Annotated in this window: 25 protein-coding genes; 17 read left to right on the top strand and 8 right to left on the bottom strand. The window is 61.5% G+C overall.

Annotated elements, in window-relative coordinates:
- Positions 1–57: 57 nt before the first annotated feature.
- From tsaE to trxA, 6 genes are read left to right on the top strand one after another with little or no spacing between them, the layout of a single operon-like run.
- Entirely contained in the window at positions 58–534 is a 477-nt protein-coding gene (tsaE, locus tag AB4M76_RS13855; RefSeq protein ID WP_368442537.1) for a tRNA (adenosine(37)-N6)-threonylcarbamoyltransferase complex ATPase subunit type 1 TsaE, read from the top strand.
- Positions 531–1,538 carry an aminoglycoside phosphotransferase family protein gene (locus AB4M76_RS13860; RefSeq protein ID WP_368442538.1) on the top strand — a complete coding sequence of 336 codons (1,008 nt, stop codon included), beginning with the start codon at positions 531–533 and terminating at the stop codon, positions 1,536–1,538. The genes tsaE and AB4M76_RS13860 overlap by 4 nt, the downstream gene beginning before the upstream one ends.
- Positions 1,511–2,203, top strand: coding sequence for a nucleotidyltransferase family protein (locus tag AB4M76_RS13865; RefSeq protein WP_368442539.1), 693 nt, complete (start codon positions 1,511–1,513; stop codon positions 2,201–2,203). The genes AB4M76_RS13860 and AB4M76_RS13865 overlap by 28 nt, the downstream gene beginning before the upstream one ends.
- Complete coding sequence (addB, locus tag AB4M76_RS13870; protein ID WP_368442540.1) at positions 2,196–5,153, top strand: double-strand break repair protein AddB; 2,958 nt, start codon at positions 2,196–2,198, stop codon at positions 5,151–5,153. Before AB4M76_RS13865 ends, addB begins: the two co-directional genes overlap by 8 nt.
- Complete coding sequence (gene addA / locus AB4M76_RS13875) at positions 5,150–8,521, top strand: double-strand break repair helicase AddA (protein WP_368442542.1); 3,372 nt, start codon at positions 5,150–5,152, stop codon at positions 8,519–8,521. The genes addB and addA overlap by 4 nt, the downstream gene beginning before the upstream one ends.
- 36 nt (positions 8,522–8,557) lie before the next feature.
- A complete protein-coding gene (gene trxA / locus AB4M76_RS13880; RefSeq protein ID WP_368442543.1) occupies positions 8,558–8,878 on the top strand; it encodes a thioredoxin in 321 nt (106 codons plus the stop codon).
- Positions 8,879–8,947: 69 nt separating this feature from the next.
- Here trxA and AB4M76_RS13885 read toward each other — a convergent pair whose 3' ends face one another.
- Positions 8,948–9,850 carry a hypothetical protein gene (locus AB4M76_RS13885; RefSeq protein WP_368442544.1) on the bottom strand — a complete coding sequence of 301 codons (903 nt, stop codon included), beginning with the start codon at positions 9,848–9,850 and terminating at the stop codon, positions 8,948–8,950.
- A gap of 100 nt (positions 9,851–9,950) precedes the next feature.
- Here AB4M76_RS13885 and hslV point away from each other — a divergent pair, with 100 nt between their 5' ends.
- The 3 genes from hslV to AB4M76_RS13900 are packed head-to-tail and all read left to right on the top strand — an operon-like array spanning position 9,951 to position 13,119.
- Positions 9,951–10,511 (top strand): ATP-dependent protease subunit HslV, encoded by a 561-nt coding sequence (gene hslV / locus AB4M76_RS13890; protein WP_368442545.1) that lies wholly within the window; start codon positions 9,951–9,953, stop codon positions 10,509–10,511.
- Positions 10,508–11,815, top strand: a complete 1,308-nt coding sequence (gene hslU / locus AB4M76_RS13895) for an ATP-dependent protease ATPase subunit HslU (RefSeq protein ID WP_368442546.1) — start codon at positions 10,508–10,510, stop codon at positions 11,813–11,815. Before hslV ends, hslU begins: the two co-directional genes overlap by 4 nt.
- 38 nt (positions 11,816–11,853) lie before the next feature.
- On the top strand, positions 11,854–13,119 hold the full coding sequence (locus AB4M76_RS13900) for an MFS transporter (RefSeq protein ID WP_368442547.1): 1,266 nt from the start codon (positions 11,854–11,856) through the stop codon (positions 13,117–13,119).
- On the opposite strand, the gene AB4M76_RS13905 is transcribed toward AB4M76_RS13900, so the two are convergent.
- The 3 genes from AB4M76_RS13905 to AB4M76_RS13915 are packed head-to-tail and all read right to left on the bottom strand — an operon-like array spanning position 13,067 to position 15,344.
- The gene (locus tag AB4M76_RS13905; RefSeq protein WP_368442548.1) at positions 13,067–13,651 is read right to left on the bottom strand and encodes a Smr/MutS family protein; all 585 of its coding nucleotides are present in this window, start codon (positions 13,649–13,651) and stop codon (positions 13,067–13,069) included. The two genes, AB4M76_RS13900 and AB4M76_RS13905, sit on opposite strands and share 53 nt — an antisense overlap.
- Entirely contained in the window at positions 13,648–14,640 is a 993-nt protein-coding gene (locus AB4M76_RS13910; RefSeq protein ID WP_368442549.1) for a murein transglycosylase A, read from the bottom strand. The genes AB4M76_RS13905 and AB4M76_RS13910 overlap by 4 nt, the downstream gene beginning before the upstream one ends.
- Before the next feature lie 41 nt (positions 14,641–14,681).
- Positions 14,682–15,344: a Tim44/TimA family putative adaptor protein gene (locus AB4M76_RS13915; protein ID WP_368442550.1), complete on the bottom strand. Its 663-nt coding sequence runs from the start codon at positions 15,342–15,344 to the stop codon at positions 14,682–14,684.
- Positions 15,345–15,448: 104 nt separating this feature from the next.
- Here AB4M76_RS13915 and AB4M76_RS13920 point away from each other — a divergent pair, with 104 nt between their 5' ends.
- Both AB4M76_RS13920 and secB read left to right on the top strand, forming a co-directional pair.
- A complete protein-coding gene (locus AB4M76_RS13920; RefSeq protein WP_368442551.1) occupies positions 15,449–15,946 on the top strand; it encodes an FxsA family protein in 498 nt (165 codons plus the stop codon).
- Positions 15,947–16,011: 65 nt separating this feature from the next.
- The gene (gene secB / locus AB4M76_RS13925; protein WP_368442552.1) at positions 16,012–16,494 is read left to right on the top strand and encodes a protein-export chaperone SecB; all 483 of its coding nucleotides are present in this window, start codon (positions 16,012–16,014) and stop codon (positions 16,492–16,494) included.
- A gap of 3 nt (positions 16,495–16,497) precedes the next feature.
- Here the strand turns inward: secB and dnaQ are convergent, their stop codons facing one another.
- Genes dnaQ through AB4M76_RS13945 form a run of 4 tightly spaced genes read right to left on the bottom strand, consistent with a single transcriptional unit; the run spans position 16,498 to position 19,199 of the window.
- On the bottom strand, positions 16,498–17,187 hold the full coding sequence (dnaQ, locus tag AB4M76_RS13930) for a DNA polymerase III subunit epsilon (RefSeq protein ID WP_368442553.1): 690 nt from the start codon (positions 17,185–17,187) through the stop codon (positions 16,498–16,500).
- A complete protein-coding gene (gene coaE / locus AB4M76_RS13935) occupies positions 17,180–17,773 on the bottom strand; it encodes a dephospho-CoA kinase (RefSeq protein ID WP_368443509.1) in 594 nt (197 codons plus the stop codon). Before coaE ends, dnaQ begins: the two co-directional genes overlap by 8 nt.
- The gene (locus tag AB4M76_RS13940; RefSeq protein WP_368442554.1) at positions 17,770–18,603 is read right to left on the bottom strand and encodes a shikimate dehydrogenase; all 834 of its coding nucleotides are present in this window, start codon (positions 18,601–18,603) and stop codon (positions 17,770–17,772) included. Before AB4M76_RS13940 ends, coaE begins: the two co-directional genes overlap by 4 nt.
- Complete coding sequence (locus AB4M76_RS13945) at positions 18,600–19,199, bottom strand: nucleoside triphosphate pyrophosphatase (protein WP_368442555.1); 600 nt, start codon at positions 19,197–19,199, stop codon at positions 18,600–18,602. Before AB4M76_RS13945 ends, AB4M76_RS13940 begins: the two co-directional genes overlap by 4 nt.
- A gap of 406 nt (positions 19,200–19,605) precedes the next feature.
- On the opposite strand from AB4M76_RS13945, the gene AB4M76_RS13950 reads away from it, so the two are divergent.
- The 6 genes from AB4M76_RS13950 (at position 19,606) to AB4M76_RS13975 (ending at position 26,029) form a co-directional block, all read left to right on the top strand.
- The gene (locus AB4M76_RS13950) at positions 19,606–20,055 is read left to right on the top strand and encodes a CopD family protein (RefSeq protein ID WP_368442556.1); all 450 of its coding nucleotides are present in this window, start codon (positions 19,606–19,608) and stop codon (positions 20,053–20,055) included.
- Positions 20,056–20,179: 124 nt separating this feature from the next.
- Positions 20,180–21,451: a transcription termination factor Rho gene (rho, locus tag AB4M76_RS13955; RefSeq protein WP_067267859.1), complete on the top strand. Its 1,272-nt coding sequence runs from the start codon at positions 20,180–20,182 to the stop codon at positions 21,449–21,451.
- 32 nt (positions 21,452–21,483) lie between these two features.
- Entirely contained in the window at positions 21,484–22,767 is a 1,284-nt protein-coding gene (gene mnmE, locus AB4M76_RS13960) for a tRNA uridine-5-carboxymethylaminomethyl(34) synthesis GTPase MnmE (protein ID WP_368442557.1), read from the top strand.
- Positions 22,768–22,771: 4 nt separating this feature from the next.
- A complete protein-coding gene (gene mnmG / locus AB4M76_RS13965; RefSeq protein WP_368443511.1) occupies positions 22,772–24,637 on the top strand; it encodes a tRNA uridine-5-carboxymethylaminomethyl(34) synthesis enzyme MnmG in 1,866 nt (621 codons plus the stop codon).
- On the top strand, positions 24,634–25,236 hold the full coding sequence (gene rsmG / locus AB4M76_RS13970) for a 16S rRNA (guanine(527)-N(7))-methyltransferase RsmG (RefSeq protein ID WP_368442558.1): 603 nt from the start codon (positions 24,634–24,636) through the stop codon (positions 25,234–25,236). The genes mnmG and rsmG overlap by 4 nt, the downstream gene beginning before the upstream one ends.
- Positions 25,229–26,029 carry a ParA family protein gene (locus AB4M76_RS13975; protein WP_368442559.1) on the top strand — a complete coding sequence of 267 codons (801 nt, stop codon included), beginning with the start codon at positions 25,229–25,231 and terminating at the stop codon, positions 26,027–26,029. The genes rsmG and AB4M76_RS13975 overlap by 8 nt, the downstream gene beginning before the upstream one ends.
- Positions 26,030–26,034 lie beyond the last annotated feature (5 nt).

Genomic DNA, 26,034 nt, shown 5'->3' on the forward strand with positions numbered 1-26,034 from the left:
TTCCCCGACCCGCCGCTTTGATCTTGCGGCTGCCTACGGGAACGCTAAGCATGGGGCATGTCCGCCCAAAGCCTCTCTCTCACGTTAACCAGCCCCGAAGACACCGCCAGTCGCGCCCGCGACTTGGCCGCTCAACTTCTGCCGGGGGATGTGATCCTGCTCACCGGGGATGTCGGCGCCGGTAAGACGCATTTCGCCCGTGCGCTGATCCGCGCCCTGTTACCGCAGCCCGAAGACATCCCCTCCCCGACCTTCACGCTGGTGCAAACCTACGAAGGCCGCGATGGCGCGATCTGGCATGCGGATCTTTACCGGCTGACCTCGACCTATGAAATCGAAGAACTGGGCCTCGCCGAGGCGTTCCAAGATGCGATCTGCGTTGTTGAATGGCCCGACCGTCTGGGGCCTTTGGCGCCAAAGAACGCGCTCACTGTCACCCTATCGCCGGGCGCGGATGACGAGATGCGTCACCTGAGCGCCGAATGGACAGCGCCTAGCTGGGATGAAAAACTGGCAATATGGCGGCAGGCATGACCGAACGCGGCCCCCTCATCGACCGCTTTCTGCAAGAGGCAGGCTGGGCCGATGCCGCGCGCAGCCTGCTGGCGGGCGACGCGTCAAACCGCCGCTATGACCGGCTGCGCAAGCCGGATGGGCAAAGTGCCATTTTAATGGATGCGCCGCCCGAGCGCGGCGAGGACGTGCGCCCGTTTCTCACCGTCGCTGCGCATCTTTCATCGGTTGGGCTTAGCGCGCCGGAAATCTACCACGCCGATCCTGAGCGGGGTCTGCTGCTGCTCGAAGATCTTGGCGATGACCTCTTTGCCCGCCTGATGGCCGATGATCCGACACAGGAGCAGCCCTTGTATCGTGCGGCGGTGGATGTGCTGGTGCATTTGCACCGCGCGCCGGCGCTTGACCTGCCGCGCTGTGACGCGCAGTGGCTCACCGATATGGTCGCCCCGGCGTTCGAATTCTACGCCTCCGAGCAGGATATGCAGACGGCATTTGCCGCGGCTTTCCAACCGCTGGCACAGGCGTTGGACCCTGCGTCCAACGTGGTGATCCTGCGCGACTATCACGCCGAAAACCTGTTGTGGCTGCCCGACCGTCCGGGCGCGGCCCGCGTGGGTCTGCTCGATTTTCAAGACGCGCTTTTGGGGCATCCGGCCTATGACCTTGTCTCGATCCTGCAAGACGCCCGCCGCGACGTGCCGCGCGCGATTGAGGCGCATATGATTGAATATTACCTCATGCAGACAGGCCATGACGCAGCGGACTTCCGATGCGCCTATGCCGTGCTTGGTGCGCAGCGAAATCTGCGTATCTTGGGGATCTTTGCCCGTCTTTGCCTGCGCGACGGCAAGGGCCATTATGTCGATCTGATCCCGCGGGTCTGGAACCATTTGCAACACAATCTGCGCCACCCGGCGCTGGCCTCGGTGGCAAACAGCATCGACGGTGTCTTGCCCTGCCCGACCCCCGAATTTCTGGAGCATCTGAAAAGCCAATGCGCGACCACCCCGACGCCATCATGATGTTCGCGGCCGGTTTTGGCACGCGTATGAAACATCTGACCCAGACCCAACCCAAGCCGATGGTCCCCCTCGCCGGGCGTCCGCTGATTGACCATGCGCTCGACCTCGCGCGCGGCATTGCACCGCGCAGGATTGTCGCAAATCTGCATTACCTGCCCGATCAGCTTGAGGCACATCTGCGGCCTCAGGGCGTTGCCACGGTCCGAGAGATGCCTGACATTCTCGACACCGGTGGCGGGCTGCGCAATGCCTTGCCGCTGCTTGGCGAGGGGCCGGTCTTTACCATGAACAGTGACGCAATCTGGGCCGGACCAAACCCGCTGACATTGCTGCGCGCGGCTTGGGAGCCCCGCCAGATGGACGCGCTGTTGATGACCGTGCCGCTTGGACAAACGCTGGGCCATGAGGGCAAGGGGGACTTTGCGCTTGGCCCCGAGGGGCATCTGACCCGCGGGCCGGGGAATGTCTATGGCGGGGTTCAGATCATCAAAACCGACCTACTGGCTGAGATCGAAGAGGAACGTTTTTCGCTCAACATTTTGTGGGACATGATGCTGCAACGCGAACGCCTGTTCGGGATGGCCTACCCCGGGCGCTGGTGCGACGTCGGCCACCCCGGCGGCATTGCCTTGGCCGAAAGCCTGTTGGCAGATGCCGATGTTTGAGCCGCAAGACCGCCCCCGCGTCTTTGGCCTTGCGCCGGGCGTAGACTTTCCGCGCGGCTTGGTGCGCGGGCTTTGTGACCGGCTGGAACACCACCCGCCCGAAGCCATGGCGCGGATTGAACTGCTGGTGAACACGAACCGGATGGCGCGCCGCCTGCGTCATGATTTCGATGCCGGTCCTGCCGGGTTTCTGCCGCGCATTCGCTTGATCACCGATCTGGATGCCTTGGCCCCCGGGATCGCGCTGCCGGCGCCGACGCCACCGCTGCAACGGCGGCTGGAACTGATCCAACTGGTCTCGCGCCTGCTGGACGCCGCCCCCGATCTCGCTCCGCGCGCCTCGCTTTATGCCCTGTCAGACAGTCTCGCCGGGTTGATCGACGAGATGCAGGGCGAAGGCGTCTCGCCCGAGACCGTGGCCGGGCTGGATGTCGGCAACCTTTCGGCCCATTGGGAGCGCGCGCAGCGTTTCCTCGCCATCGCGCATGACTACCTTGGCCAGACCACCACCCGCCCCGATGCCGAGGCCCGCCGCCGGCAGTTGGTCGCCCGGATCATCACGCGCTGGCAGGACAACCCGCCGCAACATCCGGTGATCCTCGCAGGATCGACCGGCTCGCGCGGGACAACGGCGCTGCTGATGGAGGCCGTGGCCCGCCTGCCGCAGGGGGCGATCATCCTGCCGGGCTTTGACTTTGAAATGCCCACCGCCGTTTGGAACGAGTTGGATCAGGCGCTGCTGGCCGAGGATCATCCGCAGTACCGTTTCCGCAAGCTGATGAACATGCTCGACGTGCCGCGCGGGGCGGTTGAACCCTGGTGCGAGATGCCCCCGGTGTCCGCCGCGCGGAACAGGCTGCTGTCGCTGTCGCTGCGCCCTGCCCCGGTGACACATGCCTGGCTCAACGAGGGCCCGAAACTCGAAGACCTGCAGGGCGCCACTGCCGATATCACGCTGGTTGAGGCTCCCACGCCCCGCGTCGAAGCGCTCGCCATCGCGCTCCGGCTGCGCCAAGCTGCTGAGGATGGCGTGAAGGCCGCGCTGATCACGCCTGACCGGATGCTGACCCGTCAGGTCACCGCCGCGCTCGACCGTTGGAATATCCTGCCCGACGACAGCGCCGGGATGCCCCTGCAACTGTCCCCGCCGGGGCGCTTTCTGCGCCATGTGGCGGCGCTGTTCCTGCGCAAACTCGACGCCGAAGCCCTGCTCACACTGTTGAAACACCCGCTGACCCACAGCGGCGCGGGGCGAAACTTTCACCAGCTTTACACCCAGCGCCTTGAGGCCGAAATCCGCCGCCATGGCCTGCCCTATCCCAGCGCCGAGGGTCTGGCCGAGATCGCAGAACGCGCCGCCAAACGCATGGAAGACCCCAGCGGTTTTCGCGATTGGATCGCTTGGGTAGGGGAGACTTTCCCCGGCCATGACGCCCCCGGCGAACGCCCCCTGCCCGATTGCGTCGCCGCGCATCTGGCGCTGGCCGAGCGAATCGCCGCAGGCGCGCCCGCTGATCCGGATCACCTGCTTTGGCAGCACGGCGCCGGCACCTCTGCCGAGGCGGTGATGGCGAACCTGACCGAACATGCGGTGCATGGCGGCGCGATGAATGCTGCTGATTATGCGGATCTTTTGGGCGCATTGCTGTCCCAGGAAGAGGTGCGCGAGGCCGATACGCCGCACCCGGACATTATGATCTGGGGCACGATGGAGGCCCGCGTTCAAGGGGCCGATCTGGTGATCCTCGGGGGCCTCAACGAAGGCACATGGCCCGAAGCACCGCCGCCCGATCCCTGGCTGAATCGGCAAATGCGCGAGAAAGCGGGGTTGCTGCTGCCCGAACGGCGCATCGGGCTTTCGGCGCATGACTATCAACAGGCCATCGCCAGCCCCGAGGTCTGGATCACCCGCGCCATCCGCTCGGATGAGGCCGAGATGGTGCCGTCGCGTTGGCTCAACCGGCTGGGCAATCTGCTGGGCGGTCTGGGCGAGACCGGCGGGCCCGAGGCATGGCGCGCGATGCAGCAGCGTGGCGAACGGTGGCTGGACCAGGTCCGCGCCTTGGAGGCGGTGGAACGCACCCCCCCGGCGCCGCGCCCGTCACCCCGCCCCCCGCGTGCGGCGCGGCCCCGCAAACTGTCGGTGACCGAGATCAAGACGCTGATCCGCGACCCCTATGCCGTCTACGCCAAACACAGCCTGAAGCTGCGCGCCATCAATCCGCTGGTGCAATCGCCCGACGCGCCGGTGCGCGGCATCATCTTGCACCGTATCATGGAGGATTTCGTGAAACTGGTGGCCCGTGACCCGGCCCGGCTGAGCCGCGAAACCCTGCTTGATGTGGCGGCACAGGTCTTGGAGGAAGAAGCCCCATGGCCTGCCGCCCGCGCCATGTGGCTGGCGCGGATTGACCGGATCGCGGATTGGTTCATCTCCCGCGAACGCAGCCGCGCCGCGTTTTCCAGCCCCGTCGCCTTTGAGCAAGGCGCGCGCGGCAGTTACACGTTCGCGGACCTCGGATTTACCCTCAGCGGCTTTGCCGACCGGATCGACCAGACCGATGATGGCGATGTGCTGATTTATGACTACAAGACCGGCACCCCTCCGGGCAAAAAGGAGCAGCGCCTGTTCGACAAGCAACTGCTGATCGAAGCGGCCATGGTCGAACGCGGCGGCTTCCCCGAAGTGGGCGTGGCGCATGTGGCCCATGCGGCCTTCATCGGGTTGGGATCGAAACCCGTCGAAGTGCCCGCCCCCCTGGACGAAGAAAACCCGCAAGAGGTGCTCGCCGGGCTGCACGCGCTGCTGTCGCGCTACCTTGACGAAGGCCAGGGGTTTGCCGCACGGCGCATGCTGCAGACCGATGCTTTTGCCGGAAACTATGACCAGCTCGCCCGGTTCGGTGAATGGGATGGCACCAGCCGTGCCAAGCCGGAGGATCTGGAATGATGCGTGATTTCGACGATGCCACCCGCGCCCAGATCGACGCTGCCCGGCCGGATGCCTCCACTTGGCTGACCGCGAATGCCGGCTCCGGCAAGACCCGTGTGCTGACCGACCGCGTGGCGCGGCTCTTGCTGGATGAGGTCGAGCCGCAGCATATTCTCTGCCTGACCTATACCAAAGCCGCCGCCTCGGAGATGCAGAACCGCCTGTTCAAACGTTTGGGCGAATGGGCGATGCTGAAAGACGAGGCGCTGCGCGGTGCGCTGGCCGATCTGGGCGTCGCAGGCGAGTTGACGCCGGAGCAGCTGCGCAATGCCCGTACCCTTTTCGCCCGCGCGATTGAAACGCCGGGCGGGCTGAAGATCCAGACCATCCACTCCTTCTGCGCCGCGCTGCTGCGCCGCTTCCCGCTGGAGGCGCAGGTCAGCCCGCAGTTCACCGAGATCGAGGACCGTGCCGCTGATTTGCTGCGCGCCGAGATTGTGGATGAGATGGCCGAAGGCGCGGACGCGCCGCTCGTCGCCGATCTTGCGCGGCACTACACCGGCGAGGATTTCGCAAGCCTGACGCGCAGCATCGTCGGGCAGCGGGATGCCTTTGCCGAGGCGCGTTCCTGGCCTGAGATCCTGGCGCTCTTCGACCAGCCCGAAGACCTCACCGAAGACAGTATCGCGGCTTCCGTCTTCCTTGGCAGCGAAGCCGCGATGATGGCCGAGATCATCCCGCATCTGCTGGCCAAGGGCGGCAATGATGGCAAAGCCGGCGTGGCCTTGCAGGAGATAGAGAACTACGATCTCTCCGCCCTGCCCCAGTTGGAGAATATCCTGCTGACCGGCAGCGGCGCGAAATCGCCCTTTACCGCCAAGATCGGCAGTTTCCCCACCAAACCGACGCAAAAGATCATTGCCGAGCAGATGCCGCAGCTTGAGCAGTTGATGCAGCGGGTTGAGGACGCCCGCGAAGCGCGCCTGGCGCTGAAAGCCGCGCGCAAATCCTATGTGCTGCACCGTTTCGCCGGGCGTTTCCTTGCCCGCTATGCGGATGAGAAACAAAAGCGCGGCTGGCTTGATTTCGACGATCTGATCCTCAAGGCGCGCGCCCTGCTGACCGACAAGGCCGTCGCGGCTTGGGTGCTTTACCGGATCGACGGCGGGATTGATCACATCCTTGTGGACGAAGCCCAAGACACCTCGCCCCGGCAATGGGACGTGATCGAGCGGCTGACGGATGAATTCTACAGCGGCGCAGGCGCACGCAGTGACGTGGACCGCACGCTGTTTGTCGTGGGGGACAAGAAACAGTCGATCTATTCCTTCCAAGGCGCGGACCCCGAGGAGCTGGACCGCAAAGGCGTGACCTTCGAGCAGAAGATCGGCGAAGCGGGGCAGTTCTTTCAACGCCGCAGCCTTGCCTATTCCTTCCGCTCTTCGTCGGCCATTTTGCAGGCGGTGGACGGTGTTTTCGATCCTGATGTTCTGAGCGGTTTCACGAACGATGGCCATATGGCCTTCAAGGATCGCCTGCCCGGGCGCGTCGATCTTTGGCCCTTTATCGAGAAAGCCGGCCCAGACGAGGAAGGCGATTGGACCGATCCTGTCGACCGGCGCAGCGCGCGGCATCATACGGTGCAACTGGCAGAGCGCATGGCGCGGCGCATCAAGGAACTGACCACCGAAGCGCATTATCTGCCCGACGACAGCAAAGGCGGTTTGGCCCGGCGGCGCATTCAGCCGGGCGATTTCCTGATCCTTGTGCAGCGCCGCTCCGCGCTGTTTTCCGAAATTATCCGCGCGTGTAAGGCGGCCGAACTGCCCATCGCCGGGGCGGATCGGCTCAAGGTCGGCGCGGAGCTGGCGGTGCGCGACCTGGCGGCGATCCTGTCGTTTCTGGCCACGCCCGACGATGATCTCTCCCTCGCCACCGCCCTCAAGTCGCCGCTTTTCGGCTGGTCGGAGCAGGCGCTCTTCGCGCTCGCGCATTACCGCAAAGAGGACCATCTTTGGCAGGCGCTGCGCAAACAGACCGAGGAACATGCCCCAACCCTTGCCATGCTGCGCGACCTGCGGGCACAGGTGGACTACCTGCGGCCCTATGACCTGATCGAACGTATTCTGACCCGTCACGATGGCCGCCGCAAATTGCTCGCGCGCTTGGGGCCAGAGGCCGAGGACGGGATCAACGCGATGCTGAGCCAAGCACTGGCCTATGAGCGCGGATCGGTGCCGAGCCTGACCGGTTTCCTGCAATGGATGCAGACCGATGATCTGGAGATCAAACGCCAGATCGACTCTGCCTCGAACCAGATCAGGGTGATGACCGTGCATGGCGCCAAAGGGCTGGAAGCGCCGATCGTGATCCTGCCTGACACCGGCCGGCGCGATGTCACGATCAAGGATGAGATCATCACCCTCGACGGCACGCCGGTGTGGAAAGCTGCCGCCAACGATATGCCGCAACAGATACAGGCGCAGCTGGAGGAGATGAAAGCGGCGGCGCTGCAAGAACGGCTGCGCCTGCTCTATGTCGCCATGACCCGCGCGGAAAAATGGCTGATCGTCGCGGCGGCGGGGGAATTGTCGAAAGACGGCTCCTCTTGGTATCAGATCACCGAGGCGGCGTTGACCCGGTTGCAGGCTGAGCAGGTGAGCGATGATGGCACGCTTCGGTATCAACAGGGCGACTGGGACGCGCTTGAGGTGGTGGAAACGCCGCAGGAAACCGTCACCACCCCCGCTTTAGACCCTGTTTTCACCCGCCCGGCCCCCGCGCCGAGCGGAGAGGCCAAAACCCTCTCGCCCTCTGATCTCGGCGGCGCGAAGGCCTTGGCGGGCGAGGCAGGTGCCGATATGGAAACGGCCTTGCGTTATGGCACTTTGGTCCATGAGCTGCTCGAACATCTGCCGATGATGGACGCCGACGCGCGGGATATTTTCCTGAACCGGCTCGCCCGCGCATACCCGGCCGAGCATATCGACCGCGCGCGGCAAGAGGCTGAGGCGGTGCTCGACACCCCTGCCCTTGCCCCGCTTTTTGCGGACACAACCCTTGCCGAAGTTCCTGTGACTGGAAGCCTTGGCGACCAGCGGCTGCATGGCACCATCGACCGCCTGATCATCGCCGAGGACCTTATCCTTGCCGTGGATTTCAAAACCAACCGCGTACTGCCAAGCGACGCCGAGAGCTGCCCCGAGGGGGTGCTGCGCCAGATGGGAGCCTATGCCCATATGCTGCGGCAAATCTATCCCGACAGGCGGATCGAGACCGCGCTCCTCTGGACGGCCAAGGCCAAGCTGATGGTGCTGCCCAACGATATCGTGACAAATGCACTGCACGCCCTGCCATATCTTGACGCCACTGCCGCGCGTTCATAGGTTCAGGCCTTAACCCATTCCTGTCAGGAGAGCATCATGGCAACCGTCGCAGTCACCGACGACACTTTCGACGCCGAAGTCAAAAATTCGGACATTCCGGTTCTGGTCGATTTCTGGGCCGAATGGTGCGGCCCGTGCAAACAGATCGGCCCGTCGCTCGAAGAGCTTTCGGATGAAATGAGCGGTCGCGTGAAGATCGTCAAAGTCAACGTCGACGAAAACCCGAATTCGCCCGCTCAGGTCGGCGTGCGCGGGATCCCGGCGCTGTTCATCTTTAAAGACGGTCAGGTCGTATCGAACCTTGCCGGCGCACGCCCCAAGGCGGCCCTGCAAAGCTGGATCGAAGAATCCATCTGATAGTTCAGCCTATTAGCTGAACTCAAACGATGAAAACGGGCGCCTTTCGGGGCGCCCTTTTCTATTGCGCTAGACCGGCCAGCCAAAGCGGCGCAACCGGGCCGCGATCCTCTCTTCGGCCTCAGGCCGCCCCGCGTTGATGCAGTTTTCCTGCCAGAACCAGTAGAGATAGGCGGCGTAATCGGGCCGCGCCTCAGCGACCGCCGCAAAGCTGCCTGCAAGGTCCGAGAGGTCTGCTTTGACCCCGATATGGTGAAAATCGATCTCGCCAAAGAACAGCGCTGGCTTGCCGAAGAAATAGCCCGAGAATGCTGCTGCCGAATTCATCGTGACCATATAGGCGCAGCTTGCCAGATGCTGCTCCATGCCCCCCGTGGTGAGCTGCAGGGCAGGGTGCCGGGCCGCAAGTCTCTCCAAGGCCGCCAATTCCGGCGCGCTATAGTCCTCCTTTGGATGCAGGGCCGCGACGACGGGTTTGCCACCATGGCCGAGCGTATGCGCCAACATCTCGATCGGGCTGCAGGTTTGAAAGGACCGGCGCTGCAGCAAACGGCCCTGCAAAGCCACATAGATCGGCCCGTCATGCCGCGCCTGTCGGGGCGCGTCGCCAAAGAGGCGCTTTTGCCAAAAGCGATAGAATTGCGCTGCCGCTTTGGCCTGCACCTGCGCGGGGTCAAACTGCGCCTGTGCCACGTCCCAAAGCCAACGCTCAGGGCGCGCTTCGATCTGCCAGAACGGGTAGTGGTAGCAGCGGCGGAACAGCAGGCCGCGCGCCGTTGGGGCAGGGGCCATATGGCTGAGCGACAGCGCGCCGCGGTCCTGCACCGGCCCGTCTATATCGCGATATGCGACCCTAAACCGGGCATTTTCGAGCGCCTGTGTCATTTTGGCGATGAAGTTATGCGCTCCGGCCTCGGCACTCTCGCGCAGCGGCGCTTCGAGGTAAATATCAACAGGGGCGTGAACTTGCATGGGGTGACGCTATCCCGACGCCCCACCGCCCGCAAGCGCCGCTGCCCTTGTCCTGCCTTGCCACGGGGGCCATATAGAGCGCCAAGCGACAGGAGGCCCCATGGCACAGAACGACGATTTCCCCGGTTGGCACGGGACCACGATCATTGGCGTCAAGAAAGGCGGCGAAGTGGTGATTGCCGGTGACGGACAGGTCAGCCTTGGCCAGACCGTGATCAAAGGCACGGCGCGCAAGGTGCGCAAGCTCAGCCCCGGTGGCTATGACGTGGTGGCGGGCTTTGCCGGGTCCACGGCGGATGCTTTCGCCCTGCTGGAACGGCTGGAAGCCAAGCTGGAAGCGACACCGGGACAATTGGCCCGCGCGAGTGTCGAACTGGCCAAGGATTGGCGCACCGATAAATACCTGCAAAAGCTCGAAGCGATGTTGATTGTGAGCGATGGCAAGGACCTTTTGGTCATCACCGGCGCCGGTGACGTGCTGGAGCCGGAGCATGAAGTCGCCGCGATCGGCTCGGGCGGGAACTACGCCCTCGCCGCCGCGCGCGGCATGATGGAAAGCGACCGCGACGCCGAGACCATCGCCCGCGATGCCATGGCGATTGCCGCCGACATCTGCGTTTACACCAACGGCAACCTCACCGTGGAGAAAATCACCGCATGACTGACCTGACCCCCCGCGAGATCGTCTCTGAACTGGACCGCTATATTATCGGCCAGAAAGACGCCAAACGTGCCGTTGCCGTGGCGCTGCGCAACCGTTGGCGGCGCAAGCAGCTTTCGGACGATCTGCGCGACGAAGTCTACCCCAAGAACATCCTGATGATCGGCCCCACCGGTGTCGGCAAGACCGAGATCAGCCGCCGTCTGGCCAAACTGGCGCGTGCGCCCTTTATCAAGGTGGAAGCGACGAAATTCACCGAAGTTGGCTATGTGGGCCGCGACGTGGAGCAGATCATCCGCGATCTGATCGACAGTTCCATCGCCATGACCCGCGAGTTCATGCGCGAGGATGTGAAGGCCAAGGCCGAACAGGCCGCCGAAGAGCGCGTGATCGACGCCATCGCCGGAACCGATGCGCGTGACGGCACCCGTGAGATGTTTCGCAAGAAGCTGCGCAATGGCGAGTTGGACGACACGATGATCGAATTGGAGGTCGCCGATACCTCCAGCCCCTTCCCGATGATGGATATTCCCGGCCAGCCCGGCGGCAGTATGGGGATGATGAACCTTGGTGACCTCTTTGGCAAAGCCATGGGCGGGCGGACCACCAAGAAACGCATGGCGGTGGCCGATAGCTATGACGTGCTGCTGGGCGAAGAGGCGGACAAGCTGCTCGACGAAGAAGCCGTGAACCGCGCCGCGATTGAAGCGGTGGAGCAGAATGGCATCGTCTTCCTTGATGAGATCGACAAGGTCTGCGCCCGGTCGGACGCGCGGGGCGGTGATGTTTCACGTGAAGGCGTGCAGCGCGACCTCTTGCCGCTCATTGAGGGCACGATTGTCTCGACCAAATATGGCCCGGTGAAGACCGATCACATCCTCTTTATCGCCTCCGGTGCCTTCCATATCGCCAAACCCTCGGACCTGCTGCCCGAATTGCAGGGGCGTCTGCCGATCCGTGTCGAACTGCGCGCACTGACCGAAGAGGATTTCGTGCGGATCCTCACGGAGACCGACAATGCGCTGACGCGCCAGTACACCGCCCTCATGGGCACCGAAGAGCTGACCGTCACCTTCACCGATGACGGCATCGCGGCGCTGGCCAAGATCGCGGCGGATGTGAACACCTCGGTCGAGAACATCGGCGCGCGGCGGCTTTATACGGTGATGGAACGGGTGTTCGAGGAAGTCTCCTTTGACGCGCCGGACCGTTCTGGGCAGGAAATCACTGTTGACGCGGATTTTGTTGAGGCGAACCTGGGCGAATTGACCCGCTCGACCGATCTCAGCCGCTACGTCCTTTAGGGCTTTCCATTTCTCCATGCCCCGGCGATGAATGGGGCATGGATTACCTCTTATTTCTGCGGCGTAACTGGCTGTTTCTGCTGGCCGGTTTCCTGCTCACCTTTACCTCGTCCTATGGGCAAACCTATTTCATCTCGCTTTTCGCGGGCGCGATTAAGGGCGACTTTGGCCTGAGCGACGGACAATGGGGCGGGATCTATACCATCGGCACCACGCTTTCGGCGCTGACGATGGTCTGGGCCGGGGTGCTGACCGACCGCTTTCGCGTGCGGGTGCTGGCCTTTGGCGTGATGGTGACGCTGGCGGGCGCTTGTCTGGCGATGGCGGCGGTGCCGAATTGGATCGCGCTGATCTTTGTCGTTTATGCGCTGCGTCTGACCGGGCAGGGGATGATGTCTCAGCTTGGACAAGTCGCCATGGTGCGCTGGTTTGAGGCCACCCGGGGCAAGGCGTTGTCGCTCTCCTCGATGGGCTTTGCCGCCGGGCAGGCGTTTCTCCCGGTGATCTTTGTGGCGCTCTTTGCCAGCTTTCACTGGCGCAGCCTTTGGGTGCTGGCGGCGGTGCTGGTATTGCTGACCATTCCGGTGATCCTGCTCCTGCTGCGGCAAGAGCGCACGCCGCAGTCCATGGCCGAACAAGCGCAGCGGGCCGGGATGCAGGGGCGGCATTGGACGCGGGCAGAGATGTTCCGCTCTGGCCTGTTCTGGATGATGATCCCCTTTGCTGTCGGCCCATCTGCATGGGGCACGGCGCTGTTCTTTCATCAGGTCCATCTGGTCGAGATGAAGGGCTGGCAGCTGGTCGAATTCGTGGCGCTCATGCCGATCTATACGCTCTCGGCCGTGGCCTGCACCTTCCTGTCGGGCTGGGCGATTGACCGCTTTGGCGTGAGCCGCGTGGTGCCGGTGCAGATGCTGCCCTTCGCCCTGGCTTTCATGGTTCTGGCCTATGCCGACACGCTGTGGATGGCCGGGATCGGACTGATTATTTTCGGCGCGGGGCAGGGGATGCAGTCGACCGCGCCGGCGGCCTTCTGGGCGGAATATTACGGCACCCGCCATGTCGGGTCGATCAAAGCGGTTGCGGCGGCGCTGATGGTCTTTGGCTCGGCCGTCGGGCCGGGGGTGACGGGGCTGTTCATCGATCTTGGCGTCGAATTCCCGCAGCAGATGCTGCCGATTGCGCTCTATTATCTCGCGGCGGCGGCTTTGGCGGGCTGGGCGATCCACCGCTACAGGCCAAGCCTCAGCCCTAGCGGTTGCGCCGCAGATAGACATAATACGCCCCGCCGCCGCCGTGGCTGACATGGGCCTGCACGACCTGAAGCACCAGCGCGTTCAGCGGCGGCATTGACAGCCATTGCGGCACCTGATGACGCAGCACGCCATCGCGCACCGGGATCGGCCCGCCTTCGTCGCGGCGCTTGCCCTTGCCGGTAATGACCAGCACCAGCCTCTTGCCACGCCGATGCGCGTCAAAGATGAAGCCTTGCAGCGTCGGATGGGCGCGGTCGAGCGTCATACCATGTAGGTCGATCCGCCCCTCGGGGCGCAGCTTGCCACGTTTCAGCTTGCCGAAAGCCTTGTGATCCATCTGAACCGGGGCCGCTTTCATCTGCTCGGCGAGCGAAGGGCGCAGATCATTGCTGCGTTTCTTGGCCGGGGGCTGGGGTTTGTTGCCCTGCAAGGCGTTCTTGGCCCGGCGCACCTGCGGCGGGGCAGGCGGGGGCGCGTCGATCGCCGGTGTGAAGAGCTTGTTGAGATCAAGCTTCTCTGTGCGCTCCGTCACCTTGCGCCAAAGCGCCAGGTCATCTTCATTCAACCGGCGCCGTTTCATAGGGCGCTTTCGGGCAGATAGGCATAGGCGCGTTGGATCGGCATCAGCACCAACATCCGCCCCGGATCGCGCAGACGCCCGGCGGCGCGGCCCGCCTGATCGCCGGTGCCGAAAAACACATCCGCCCGTTGCGCGCCCTTGATGGCCGAACCGGTATCCTGCGCGATCATCAGACGCCGGAGCGGTTCCTCCCCGTCTTTCTCCAGCCAGACCGGCGCGCCCAGCGGCACATGCGACGGGTCCACCGCCACGCTGCGCATCTCGGTGATCGAGCGGTTCATCGCGCCCAGCGGCCCCTTGTCTGCCGGCACGCGGCTGACCTCGCGGAAAAAGACATAGGAGGGGTTGTGATAGAGCAATTCGCGCCCATCCTCAGGATTGCGGCGCACCCAGTTCTTGATCACATCGGCGCTGACCTGATGCGGCTCATAGACCCCGCGGCGCACCAATTCGACGCCGACCGAGCGATAGTCATGGCCATTCGCCCCCCGATAGCCGACGCGCAGATAACTGCCGTCGGGCAGGCGAATGCGGCCAGAGCCTTGAATTTGCAAGAAAAACAACTCCACCGGATCATCGACCCAAGCGATCTCCAGCCCCCGGTCACGCATCACGTCACCGTCGAGAATTTCACGCCGGGTGAGCCAAGGGCGCCGCTCTTCGGCCTCGGGCGGCATCGCATAGATCGGGTATTGATAGCGGGCGGAAGGATAGAGATCCCCGTCCAGTTCCGGCTCGAAATAGCCGGTGAAAAGCGGTGCTTTCCCGTCTTCCATCAGAACCGGGCGGAAGAACAACTCGAAAAACTGCCGAGGGTCGGGACCGTCCTTGGCAAGTTTGCACAGGGCGCGCCAGTCGAGGTCTTTCATGTCGCCGCAGGTGCTGGTGAAAACCTCAAAAGCGGCGGCATGGTCATCCTCGGCCCAGCCGTCCAGATCGGCAAAGTCCAAGACCTCATAATGCACTTCTGCTGCGGCGGGCAGAGTCATGCCACCCCCTGCCAGCAAGGCCAATGCGGCGAGCGCATGGGTTACCCGTCTGTGGAAACCAACAGCCAATTTGGATCATCCGAGCCCATGATGCGGGCAAAAACCCAAGTGTCTTTCTGGCGCTTGATCTCGCTGCTGCTGCCTTCGACAACCTCCCCGTCACGGTTGCGCACTTCCGAGGTCAATTCCCCCACAAAGCGGATGGTCATCTCTGCTTCCTTGGTGGTCTCATCCAAGCGGGCGTCGATCAGTTCCATCTCACGCACGCCGATGAAATTGGCATCAATCGTCAGCCCCTGATCCTCACGCGCAGCGACGCCGTCGACAAAGCTTTCGTAGACATCTTCGGCGAGGAACGGCTGAATTTCCGCCAGATCGCCCCGCTCATAGCCCATCACGATCATCTCATAGGCGCCACGCGCGCCCTGCAGAAAATCGCTAACGCCAAAGGAGGGCTCAAGCCGTTTCATCTCGGCCAAAGCCTTGGCCGATGTGCTGTCGGCCGGCACATGGTCGGTGATGTCGAGATCCGGGCCACCTTCGATGACTTCAAAAGCCGGACCACCGCTGCGCGGCGCCGGAGACTGATCCGACACCGGCGGCTTTTCGAAACCTTCGCGGGTGCCGAGCACGTTTTTCAGGCGCAGGATCAGAAATACGGCGATACCGGCAAGCACCAGAAGCTGTATCAGGGGAGAATTCATCGAAACCTCATTCAGGGGTGGCATGGAAACATGCAGGTTAAGCTCTTATGTAGGTGTTCGACCCGGGCAAGTCCACTCTGCCCCCAGCGAAAGGACCCTGCCGCATGTGGCTATTGATCGCATTTATCGCCGTGCCTCTGATCGAGATCACGCTTTTCATCCAAGTTGGCGGGGCCATCGGCCTTGGCTGGACCCTTGCCGTGGTGGTGTTAACCGCCATTCTGGGCACATGGTTGGTGCGCTCTCAGGGCGCGATTGCGATGGGGCAGCTGCGCAGCTCCTTTTCTGACCTGCGCGACCCGACAGAGCCCTTGGTGCATGGGGCGATGATCCTTTTTTCCGGCGCATTATTGCTCACGCCCGGCTTTTTCACCGATGCGGTCGGCTTTGCCTTTCTGATCCCGCGTTTCCGGGCAGCAGCCTATCGCGCGATTCGAGACCGGGTAAAGGTGCAGAGCTTTGGCACGCCGGGTGGCCCCGGGCCGCGCCCCGGACCAGGGGGCCGGCACCAGCCGCGCGGCGATGTGATCGACGGCGATTTTCACGAAATCCCGGAACAGCCGCGGCAAACCAAAGGCCCCTCGGGCTGGACAAAGGATTGAGCGGCCCGGAGCAAACTGATAAGTCCGGCTGGATTTAAAAGAGTAACCACAACAGGACAGAGACCATGGCAGAAAACGAAACACCCCAAGCGCAGCAGCCTTCGATGCGCGTGCTGGGCCAGTTCATCCGCGATATGTCGTTTGAAAACATCATGGCGCAAAAGGGTGCGCCCGCCGATGTGCAGCCCGACGTGCAGGTTCAGGTCAACCTCGACGCGAAAAAGCGTGGCGGCGACAACCAGTATGAAACGGCGATCAAGCTGAACATCACCTCCAAGGCGAAAGAGGGCGATGCCACGCTGTTCCTGCTGGAAATCGACTATGTCGGTATTTTTCAGGTCGAGAATGTGCCGGACGAGCAGATGCACCCCTATCTGCTGATCGAATGCCCGCGCATGATCTTCCCCTTCCTGCGTCGCATTGTCAGCGACGTGACCCGCGACGGGGGTTTCCCGCCGCTGAACCTCGAAAACATCGACTTCCTGTCGCTGTACCGCAATGAAGTCGCCCGCCGTCAGGCCGAGAACCAGCCCAAAGCCGACGCCTAAGCGTCAGCCAAGCTGTTTCCACAGCGCGTCGTCGCCCAGTTTACCGACAAATTCGGCATGGGCGGCGGCTTCGGCCTCTGTCAGACGCGGGGGCAGGGGATTGGGCCGTGGTTTCGGGGTCCAGCGCGTGTCCGGCTCGCCCGTCTTGCGTTCGGGGGCCGATGACAGCGCAAAGTCGGGCTGCCGCCCGCCGATCAATTCCAGATAGACTTCGGCCAGGATTTCACTGTCGAGCAAGGCGCCGTGCAGGGTCCGCGAGGTATTGTCGATGCCAAAGCGACGGCAGAGCGCATCCAGCGAAGCCGGCGAGCCGGGGAACCGTTTGCGCGCGATCTCCAATGTATCCAGCGCCTGCTCCCAGGGGATCTGCGGCAGGCCCATCCAACGCAGTTCGGCATTCAGAAATTTGATATCGAAAGCGGCGTTATGGATGATCAGCTTTGACGTGCCGATAAAGTCGAGGAAGGACTTGCCGATCTGGGCGAACTTCGGCTTGTCGCGCAGGAAATCATCGCCCAGCCCATGCACCTGAAACGCCTCTTCGGGCATCGAGCGTTCGGGGTTGATATATTGGTGATAGGTCTCGCCCGTGGCCATATGGTTCATCAGCTCGACCGCGCCGATCTCGACGATACGGTCGCCGCTTTCGGGGTCAAAGCCGGTGGTTTCGGTATCGAGCACGATTTCACGCATGGCGCAGTTTTTCCCTGATGTCACGGATCACCGCCCGCACCTGCGCGCGGGCATGGTCGAGCGTGTCGGTCTCTATCACATAGTCTGAACGGGCGCACTTCTCTTTGGCGGGCATTTGCTTGGCGCGGATGGCGTCGAATTGCGCTTCGGTCATGGTGCCGCGGGCGAGCACGCGGTCGCGCTGGACGGCATCTGGGATCGTGACACAGGCGACAGCGTCCATCGCAGCGTCGCCGCCGGTTTCGAACAGCAGCGGAATATCGAGCACGGCAATGTCACTCTCGGCGTTGGCAAGGAATGTCGCGCGGTCTTGGGCCACCAGCGGGTGCACGATTGCCTCAATCCGGGGCAGGGCAGTGGGATCGGCGGCGATGATCTCTTTCAGCGCGCCGCGGGAAACGGCGCCGCCCTCTATCGCCGAAGGAAAAGCCGCCCGCATTGGCGCCACCGCCGCGCCATCCGCCGCATAAAGCCGATGCACCGCCGCGTCGGCATCCCAGACGGCGCAGCCTTCTTCGGCGAACATCTTTGCCGTGGTCGATTTGCCCATGCCAATCGACCCGGTCAGCCCCAAATGAAACATCAGCGCAGCACCGCCGTGCGGGTTGCGCGGTCCACCTCTGGCCGCTGGCCGAACCAACGCTCAAAAGCGGGCACCGCCTGATGCAACAACATGCCCAGGCCGTCGACAGTGACACAGCCCATTTCTTCAGCCGTTTCCAGCAGATGGGTGCGTAGCGGCGCATAGACCAGATCGGTCACCACCGTGCCGGGGCGCAGCCCGTCGAGCGGGACGCGCAGCGCGCCTTTGCCGATCATGCCGAGCGAGGTGGTGTTCACCACAAGCTGCGCATATCCCAGCATATTGCCCGCCTGCACCCAGTCGACAACCTTGACCCGGTTGCCGAAATCGCGCTGCAACTGCTCGGCCCGGATGCGGGTGCGGTTTGACAGGCAAATCTCGGGCACGCCGGCCTCGATCAAGGCCGAAACCACCGCGCGCGCCGCGCCCCCGGCCCCGAGCACCGCCGCTGGCCCGGCTTTCGGGTCCCATTCCGGCGCGCCCGCCTTGAGGTTTTCAATAAACCCATAGCCGTCGGTGTTATCCGCATGGATCTTGCCATCCGCCCGAAAGATCAGCGTATTGGCCGCCCCGATCAGCGTGGCGCGGTCGGTGATCAGATCTGCAAACGCCATCACCGCTTCTTTATGCGGGATGGTCAGGTTCACACCCACGAAACCCATCTTGGGCAGCGTTCGCAGCACCTCTTTCAGATCGCCCGGCTCAACGTCGAGCGGGACATAGTGACCGGCGATGCCGTAGGTCTCCAACCAATGGCGGTGCAACTGCGGGGATTTGGAATGGGCGATGGGCGAGCCGATCACACCGGCAAGGGGGATTTTTGACAGGCTCATGTCGGCAGGTCTCCGCGCAGCGTCAGATAGTTCAGCAGTTCTAGAAATGGCATACCGAGGACGTGAAAGTAATCCCCCTCGATCTGGCTGAACAGGCGCACGCCTTCTTCTTCCAGCTTATAGCAGCCGACCGCGTGGCGGATGCTCTCCCAGTTCCGGTCGACGTAATCCTGGATATAAGCGTCACTTGCCTCCCGCATCCTCAGGCGCACCTGGCCGACGTGCCGCCAGAGCGGTTTCCCATCTTCATAAAGCACGGCCGCAGAGAGCAGCGCATGGCGATCCCCGCGCAAGCGATGCAGCTGCGCAATGGCCTCATACCGGTCGCGCGGCTTGTGCAACATCTCACCGCGATGCTCCAAGACCTGATCACAGCCCAAAACCAAGGCGCCGGGGAGTTTTTCGCTCACCTTGCGCGCCTTCATTTCGGCCAAAGTGTCGGCGATGTCGCGCGGCTTGGCCGCTTCGGCCCGTAGCGCGGCGGTGATCATCTCTTCGTCGATCCGCGGCGGGATCACCTCATGCGCAATCGCGGCCTGCGCCAGGAGCTGCGCACGGATCTCCGAGCCGGAGGCGAGGACGAATTTTTGCGGCATGTGGATAACCCTGTGGTGAACTGGCGCAAATCCTGAGGGTTTGTTCTGCGAGATAAACGTTGACAGCACAAGTGCGCAAATCTCGCCCCGAGTCGCGGTTTTTGTCGCCGATTCCCACCCCCATGGATAGGGATAAGCCGCTTGTGCGTATAACCACGACACTTCACTGGTTATCCCCGCATCGATACATTTTGTCCCCCGGAAAATACGCCAGCAAGATGTTGAGAAAAATAAACATTCGCGAATCGAAGCCGTTTTATCCACAGGGGGTCGTGAAGTTTGTTCACCTGTTGATAACCGACGGTATAAAACAATAATCCACAGGAATCCGGGTCCCTACAATCAACTACATCTTTTCTCTTTTCTTATTTATTAAGAAAGAAGCACGCACACCGGAGCCTTCCCCATGTTTGACCTACTCAGCTATGCCTATCCGTGGATCAAAGCGCTCCATATCGTCTCCGTCATCAGCTGGATGGCTGCGCTTTTCTATCTGCCGCGTCTTTTCGTGCATCATGTGGAGCAGGCCGGCGCCAGCGGGCCGATGCACGACACCTTCTCGATGATGGAATACAAGCTCGCTCAGGTCATCATGCGGCCCGCGATGATGGCGACCTGGCTCTTTGGCCTCGCCCTCGTCCTCACGCCCGGGCTGGTGGACTGGACGATGATCTGGCCCTGGACCAAAGGTGCCAGTGTGATCGCGATGACGATTTTCCATGTTTGGCTGAAAAAACAGGTCGAAACCGTCAAGCAGGGCGAGAGCCGCGTCACCGGGCGTCAATTTCGCCTGTTGAACGAGGTGCCGACGCTTTTGATGATCGTGATCGTCTTCTCCGTCGTGGTGAAATTCTGAGCCGATTGACTCACGCGGTCCCGCCGCCTATATCTGCGCCACTGTCCCGTCCGGGGCGGTATCTGCCTGCCACATTCAAACTATCGACCAGCCCGCATTCTGCTGCGGCTGAACAGGATGCTCCATGACAACCGAAACGCTGAACCTCGCTGATCTGAAGGCGCAGACGCCGAAAAACCTGCTCGCCATGGCCGAAGAGCTGGAAATCGAAAACGCCTCGACCATGCGCAAGGGCGAGATGATGTTCCAGATTCTCCGCGAACGTGCGGATGACGGTTGGGAGATTTCCGGCGACGGTGTGCTCGAAGTGTTGCAGGACGGATTCGGTTTCCTGCGCTCGCCCGAAGCGAACTATCTGCCGGGTCCGGATGACATCTATGTCTCGCCCGACATGATCCGCAAATGGTCGCTGCGCACCGGGGACACGATCGAAGGGCTGATCAAGGCCCCTGATGACACGGAGCGTTACTTTGCGCTGACCGAAGTCACCAAGATCAACTTTGAAGCGCCAGAAAAGGCGCGCCATAAGGTCGCTTTTGAAAACCTGACGCCGCTTTACCCGGATGAGCGCCTGACGATGGAGGTCGATGACCCCACGATCAAGGACCGCTCCGCGCGGATCATCGATCTGGTTTCGCCCATCGGTAAAGGCCAGCGGTCGCTGATCGTCGCCCCGCCGCGCACCGGTAAGACCGTGTTGCTGCAAAACATCGCCAATAGCATCGAGAAGAACCATCCTGAGTGCTATTTGATCGTGCTGTTGATCGACGAACGGCCCGAGGAAGTCACCGACATGCAGCGTTCGGTGAAGGGGGAGGTCGTCTCTTCCACCTTTGACGAACCGGCGACCCGTCACGTGGCGGTCTCTGAAATGGTCATCGAAAAAGCCAAACGCCTCGTTGAACATAAACGCGACGTGGTGATTCTGCTCGATTCGATCACCCGTCTCGGCCGTGCTTTCAACACGGTCGTGCCCTCCTCCGGCAAAGTTCTGACCGGCGGCGTCGACGCCAACGCCTTGCAGCGCCCCAAGCGGTTCTTCGGCGCCGCGCGCAACATCGAAGAAGGCGGCTCGCTCACCATTATCGCCACCGCGCTGATCGACACCGGCAGCCGCATGGACGAGGTGATCTTCGAAGAGTTCAAGGGCACCGGCAACTCCGAGATCGTGCTCGACCGCAAGATCGCCGACAAGCGCGTCTTCCCCGCCATCGACATCCTGAAATCTGGCACGCGGAAAGAAGACCTGCTGGTCGATAAGGTCGACCTTCAGAAAACCTTCGTTCTGCGCCGGATTCTCAACCCGATGGGCACCACAGATGCCATTGAGTTCCTGCTCGGCAAACTCAAACAGACAAAGTCGAATTCTGACTTCTTCGACTCCATGAACACCTGAGTTATTTATAAATAACAATAGGTTATTGACGTATGGACACGATATTCGCCCAAGCTTCCGCGCCGGGCCGGGCAGGGGTGGCGGTCATCCGCATCTCGGGCCCGCGCGCCTTTGCGATTGCGCAGGAGATTATCGGTAAGCGCCCCGAAGGGCGCGATACGGTGTTGCGCAACCTGCATGGCGCGGATGGTGAGGTGATTGACCAAGCCTTGGTGCTGAGTTTCGTCGGTCCGAACTCCTTCACGGGTGAAGACGTCATCGAATTGCATCTGCATGGCTCTATCGCCGTGGTCCGTGCAATGCTGTCGTTGCTCTCGACTTTTGATGAAACCCGTCTCGCCGACGCTGGCGAGTTTACCCGCCGCGCCCTGGAGAACGGAAAGCTTGATCTCGCTCAGGTCGAAGGGCTCGCGGATTTGATCGAAGCCGAAACCGAGGCGCAGCGAAAGCAAGCGGTTCGGGTGCTGTCCGGGCATCTTGGCAGGCGGGTCGAAACCTGGCGCGCCCATCTGATCCGCGCCGCCGCGCTTCTCGAAGCAACGATCGATTTTGCTGACGAGGAAGTGCCGGTGGATGTGACGCCAGAAGTTGCCACCCTGCTAAGCGATGTTGGCTCGGATTTGAAAGCGGAGATCGCAGGCACCCTAGTCGCCGAACGCGTGCGCCATGGGTTTGAAGTTGCGATTATTGGCGCGCCGAACGCCGGGAAATCCACACTGCTGAATGCGCTTGCGGGGCGTGACGCAGCGATTACGTCGGAAATCGCGGGGACGACCCGAGATGTCATCGAAGTCCGAATGGACCTGGGCGGCCTCCCGGTCACCCTATTGGATACGGCTGGCCTGCGGGAAAGCGAAGATCAGATCGAGGCCATCGGGATAGGCCGCGCCCGGGAACGCGCCGCGTTGGCGGACTTGCGGGTGTTCTTGATGGAACCTGAAGAAGATCTCGGCGTTGCCATGCAGCCCGGGGATATAGCAGTACGCCCGAAAGTAGATATGACCGGAAATGCAGATGGTGTTTCCGGGCGAACTGGTCTGGGTATCGACGCCCTGATTACCAAGGTTCAAGATACCTTATCGAAGCGCAGTTCTACCATCGGTCTCGCGACCCATGAGCGGCATCGTGTCGCTCTGCAAAAAGCCGCCTCGTCCTTGGCTGAAGTTGATGTTATCCTGCGTCAAGGTCCGGATGCCTATGATCTCGCTGCGGAAGAACTTCGATATGCGATACGTAGTTTGGAGTCATTGGTCGGGCTGATTGGCGTTGAAAACCTGCTGGATGAGATTTTCAGTAGTTTTTGCGTTGGAAAATAATGGAGTGTTTCACGTGAAACATTTTGATGTCATCGTAATTGGCGGCGGCCACGCGGGAACCGAGGCGGCGCATGCTTCGGCGCGTCTTGGCGCGAACACGGCCCTGATTACAATGTCCCGCAGCGGTATCGGCGTGATGTCCTGCAACCCCGCGATCGGCGGTCTGGGAAAAGGCCATCTGGTGCGCGAGATTGATGCCATGGACGGTCTCATGGGGCGTGTCGCCGACAAAGCCGGGATCCAGTTCCGGCTCCTCAACCGTCGTAAAGGCCCGGCGGTTCAGGGACCGCGGGCCCAGGCTGATCGGAAAATCTATCAGCAAACCATGCTCGCGGAGATCGAGAATACTGAAAACCTGACCGTCATCGAAGCTGAAGTCGTAGATTTCCGAATGGAGGGCGAGGCCGTGCGCGGCGTCCAATTGTCTGACGGGAGCGAAGTCTCCACGAGCGGCGTGGTCCTTACGACGGGCACTTTCCTTCGTGGCGTCATTCATATCGGGGACATTTCTCGCTCCGGCGGGCGAATGGGCGATAAGGCCTCCGTACAATTGGCCGAGCGGATAGATTCATTCAATCTGCCCATGGGGCGGTTGAAAACCGGAACGCCGCCGAGGTTGGACGGGCGCACGATAAATTGGGATATTCTGGATGCCCAGCCGGGGGACGACGCGCCGGTCATGTTCTCCTTCCTCTCCAAGGGTACCTCTGCCAAGCAAGTGACCTGCGGGATCACCCATACCAACGCGAGAACCCACGCGATTATTCGCGAAAACCTCGAACGATCTGCGATGTATGGCGGGCATATCGACGGGGTGGGGCCGCGCTACTGTCCTTCGATTGAAGATAAGGTGGTGCGGTTCGCTGAGAAAGAGTCGCATCAGATCTTTCTTGAACCCGAGGGGGCTGATGACTTCACCGTATATCCGAACGGTATTTCTACCTCCTTACCGGAATCGGTCCAAGAGGATTACGTTCGCACGATCGTCGGCCTGGAGAATGCCGTAATTCTTCAACCCGGCTACGCCATCGAATATGACTATGTCGATCCTCGCGCATTAGACGCGACATTGGCGGTTAGAAATGTCGACGGCCTCTATCTGGCCGGCCAGATCAATGGAACTACGGGCTATGAAGAAGCTGGTGCCCAGGGTCTCGTCGCAGGCCTGAACGCCGCCTTAAGCAGCCGGGGGGATGAGCCGGTCCTGTTCGAGCGTTCTAACAGCTATATCGGCGTAATGATCGATGACCTCACGACGCGCGGTGTAACGGAACCCTATCGGATGTTCACGTCCCGGGCGGAGTTCCGGCTATCGCTTCGGGCAGATAACGCGGATCAGCGCCTGACGCCGATTGCGATAGAACTGGGCTGCTGTTCGAAAACCCGTCGGGTCGCTTTCGAAGAAAAGGCTGAAAAACTGTCCGACGCTCGAAAGAGACTGTCCGAAATGACCTACACGCCGTCTCAGCTCCGAAGCGCGGGGATTGAGGTGAACCAGGACGGATCGAAGCGGAGCGCGTTTCAGGTGCTCTCTTTCCCAGACGTCAAGTTCGACCAGCTTATTGCCCTTCGCCCTGAGCTAGACGAGTTCCCGCGAGAGATACGGGATCAGATCGAGCGAGACGCGCTCTATGCGACCTATATCGAGCGGCAGAAGAATGAAATTGCAGCGCTTCAGAACGATGAAGCGATCCGGATTCCTCGGGATTTTGGTTATGATGACCTGTCCGGTCTTTCGAATGAGCTGAAACTTAAGCTGAAGGCGGCCCAGCCGGAGTCCATCGCGAGGGCTGCGCGCGTAGAGGGTATGACCCCGGCAGCACTGACACTTATTCTGGCCCGGTTGCGCCGGGGAAAGAAAAGTGCATGACCATGCAGTTGCCGAATGTTTCACGTGAAACACAAGATCGATTGGAAGGTTACGCTGCGCTCATACGCAAGTGGAATCCAAAGATCAATCTGGTTTCAAAATCCAGCATCGAAACGCTTTGGGAACGCCATATCTTGGATTCAGTGCAGGTCTTTCAGCTTTCAGATGCCAAGGGGCATTGGTTGGACATCGGCAGCGGAGGCGGATTTCCAGGCATGGTTGTTGCCATCCTCAATATGGAAGAGAGGAGCTTCCGCGTCTCCCTCGTGGAAAGTGACCAGCGGAAATGCGCCTTTCTGCGCACCGTCGCTCGGGAGTTGGATATCGAGGCAGAAGTGTTCAATGAACGCATCGAGCAGTTAGAGCCCCAGAATGCGGATGTTCTCTCCGCCCGGGCATTGAGCAGTCTTACGCAGCTGATGGAATTTTCCGTCCGCCATCTCAATCCGACGGGCCTAGCTCTTTTTCCTAAGGGTGGCAGTTGGCGCGCTGAAGAGGAAGAAGCGCGGAAGAACTGGGATTTCGCTCTACAAGCGGTACCCAGCAAGACGAACCCAGAAGCTGCTGTTTTGATGATCAAGGATATTGTCCGTGCCTGACTTATCACGGCCGAAGGCGCCAAAAATTATTGCGATTGCCAACCAGAAGGGTGGTGTAGGGAAAACGACCACCACCATCAATCTGGCCGCGGGGCTGGCTGAACAGGGCAGGCGGGTTCTTGTCGTCGATCTGGACCCCCAGGGGAACGCATCAACTGGGCTGGGTATTGAGGTCGACGACCGACAGAATACGACATATGAGCTTCTTTTGGACGACGTCTCGCTTGAGGATGTTGTCCTGACCACCAGCACCGATGGGCTCTATATCGTTCCGGCGACGGTGGATCTGAGTTCAGCCGATATTGAGCTTTTCTCCAATGAGAAGCGCAGCTTTCTGCTGCATGACGCGCTTCGGCAAACGCAGATGGATTCCTTTGACCTCGATTACATTCTGATCGATTGCCCGCCATCGCTCAACCTTCTGACCGTGAATGCGATGATCGCGGCGCAGTCCGTACTAGTGCCTTTGCAGAGTGAATTCTTTGCCCTAGAAGGTCTTTCGCAGCTGATGTTGACAATACGTGAGGTCAGGCAATCCGGGAATAAGGATTTGCGGATCGAAGGTGTGCTTCTGACGATGTATGACAAGCGTAACAACCTGTCGCAACAGGTGGAGAGTGATGCGCGGAGCAACCTGGGGGAACTGGTGTTCCAAACAGTGATTCCCCGCAACGTGCGGGTGAGTGAGGCGCCGAGTTTTGCGGTCCCGGTTTTGAGCTATGATCCAACCTCGAAGGGGGCGCAAGCCTACCGCGAATTGGCGGCGGAACTGATAAAGAACAATGGCGAATAAGGTGG

The sequence above is a fragment of the Sulfitobacter sp. PS-8MA genome, assembly GCF_040933935.1.
GTDB lineage: Bacteria > Pseudomonadota > Alphaproteobacteria > Rhodobacterales > Rhodobacteraceae > Sulfitobacter.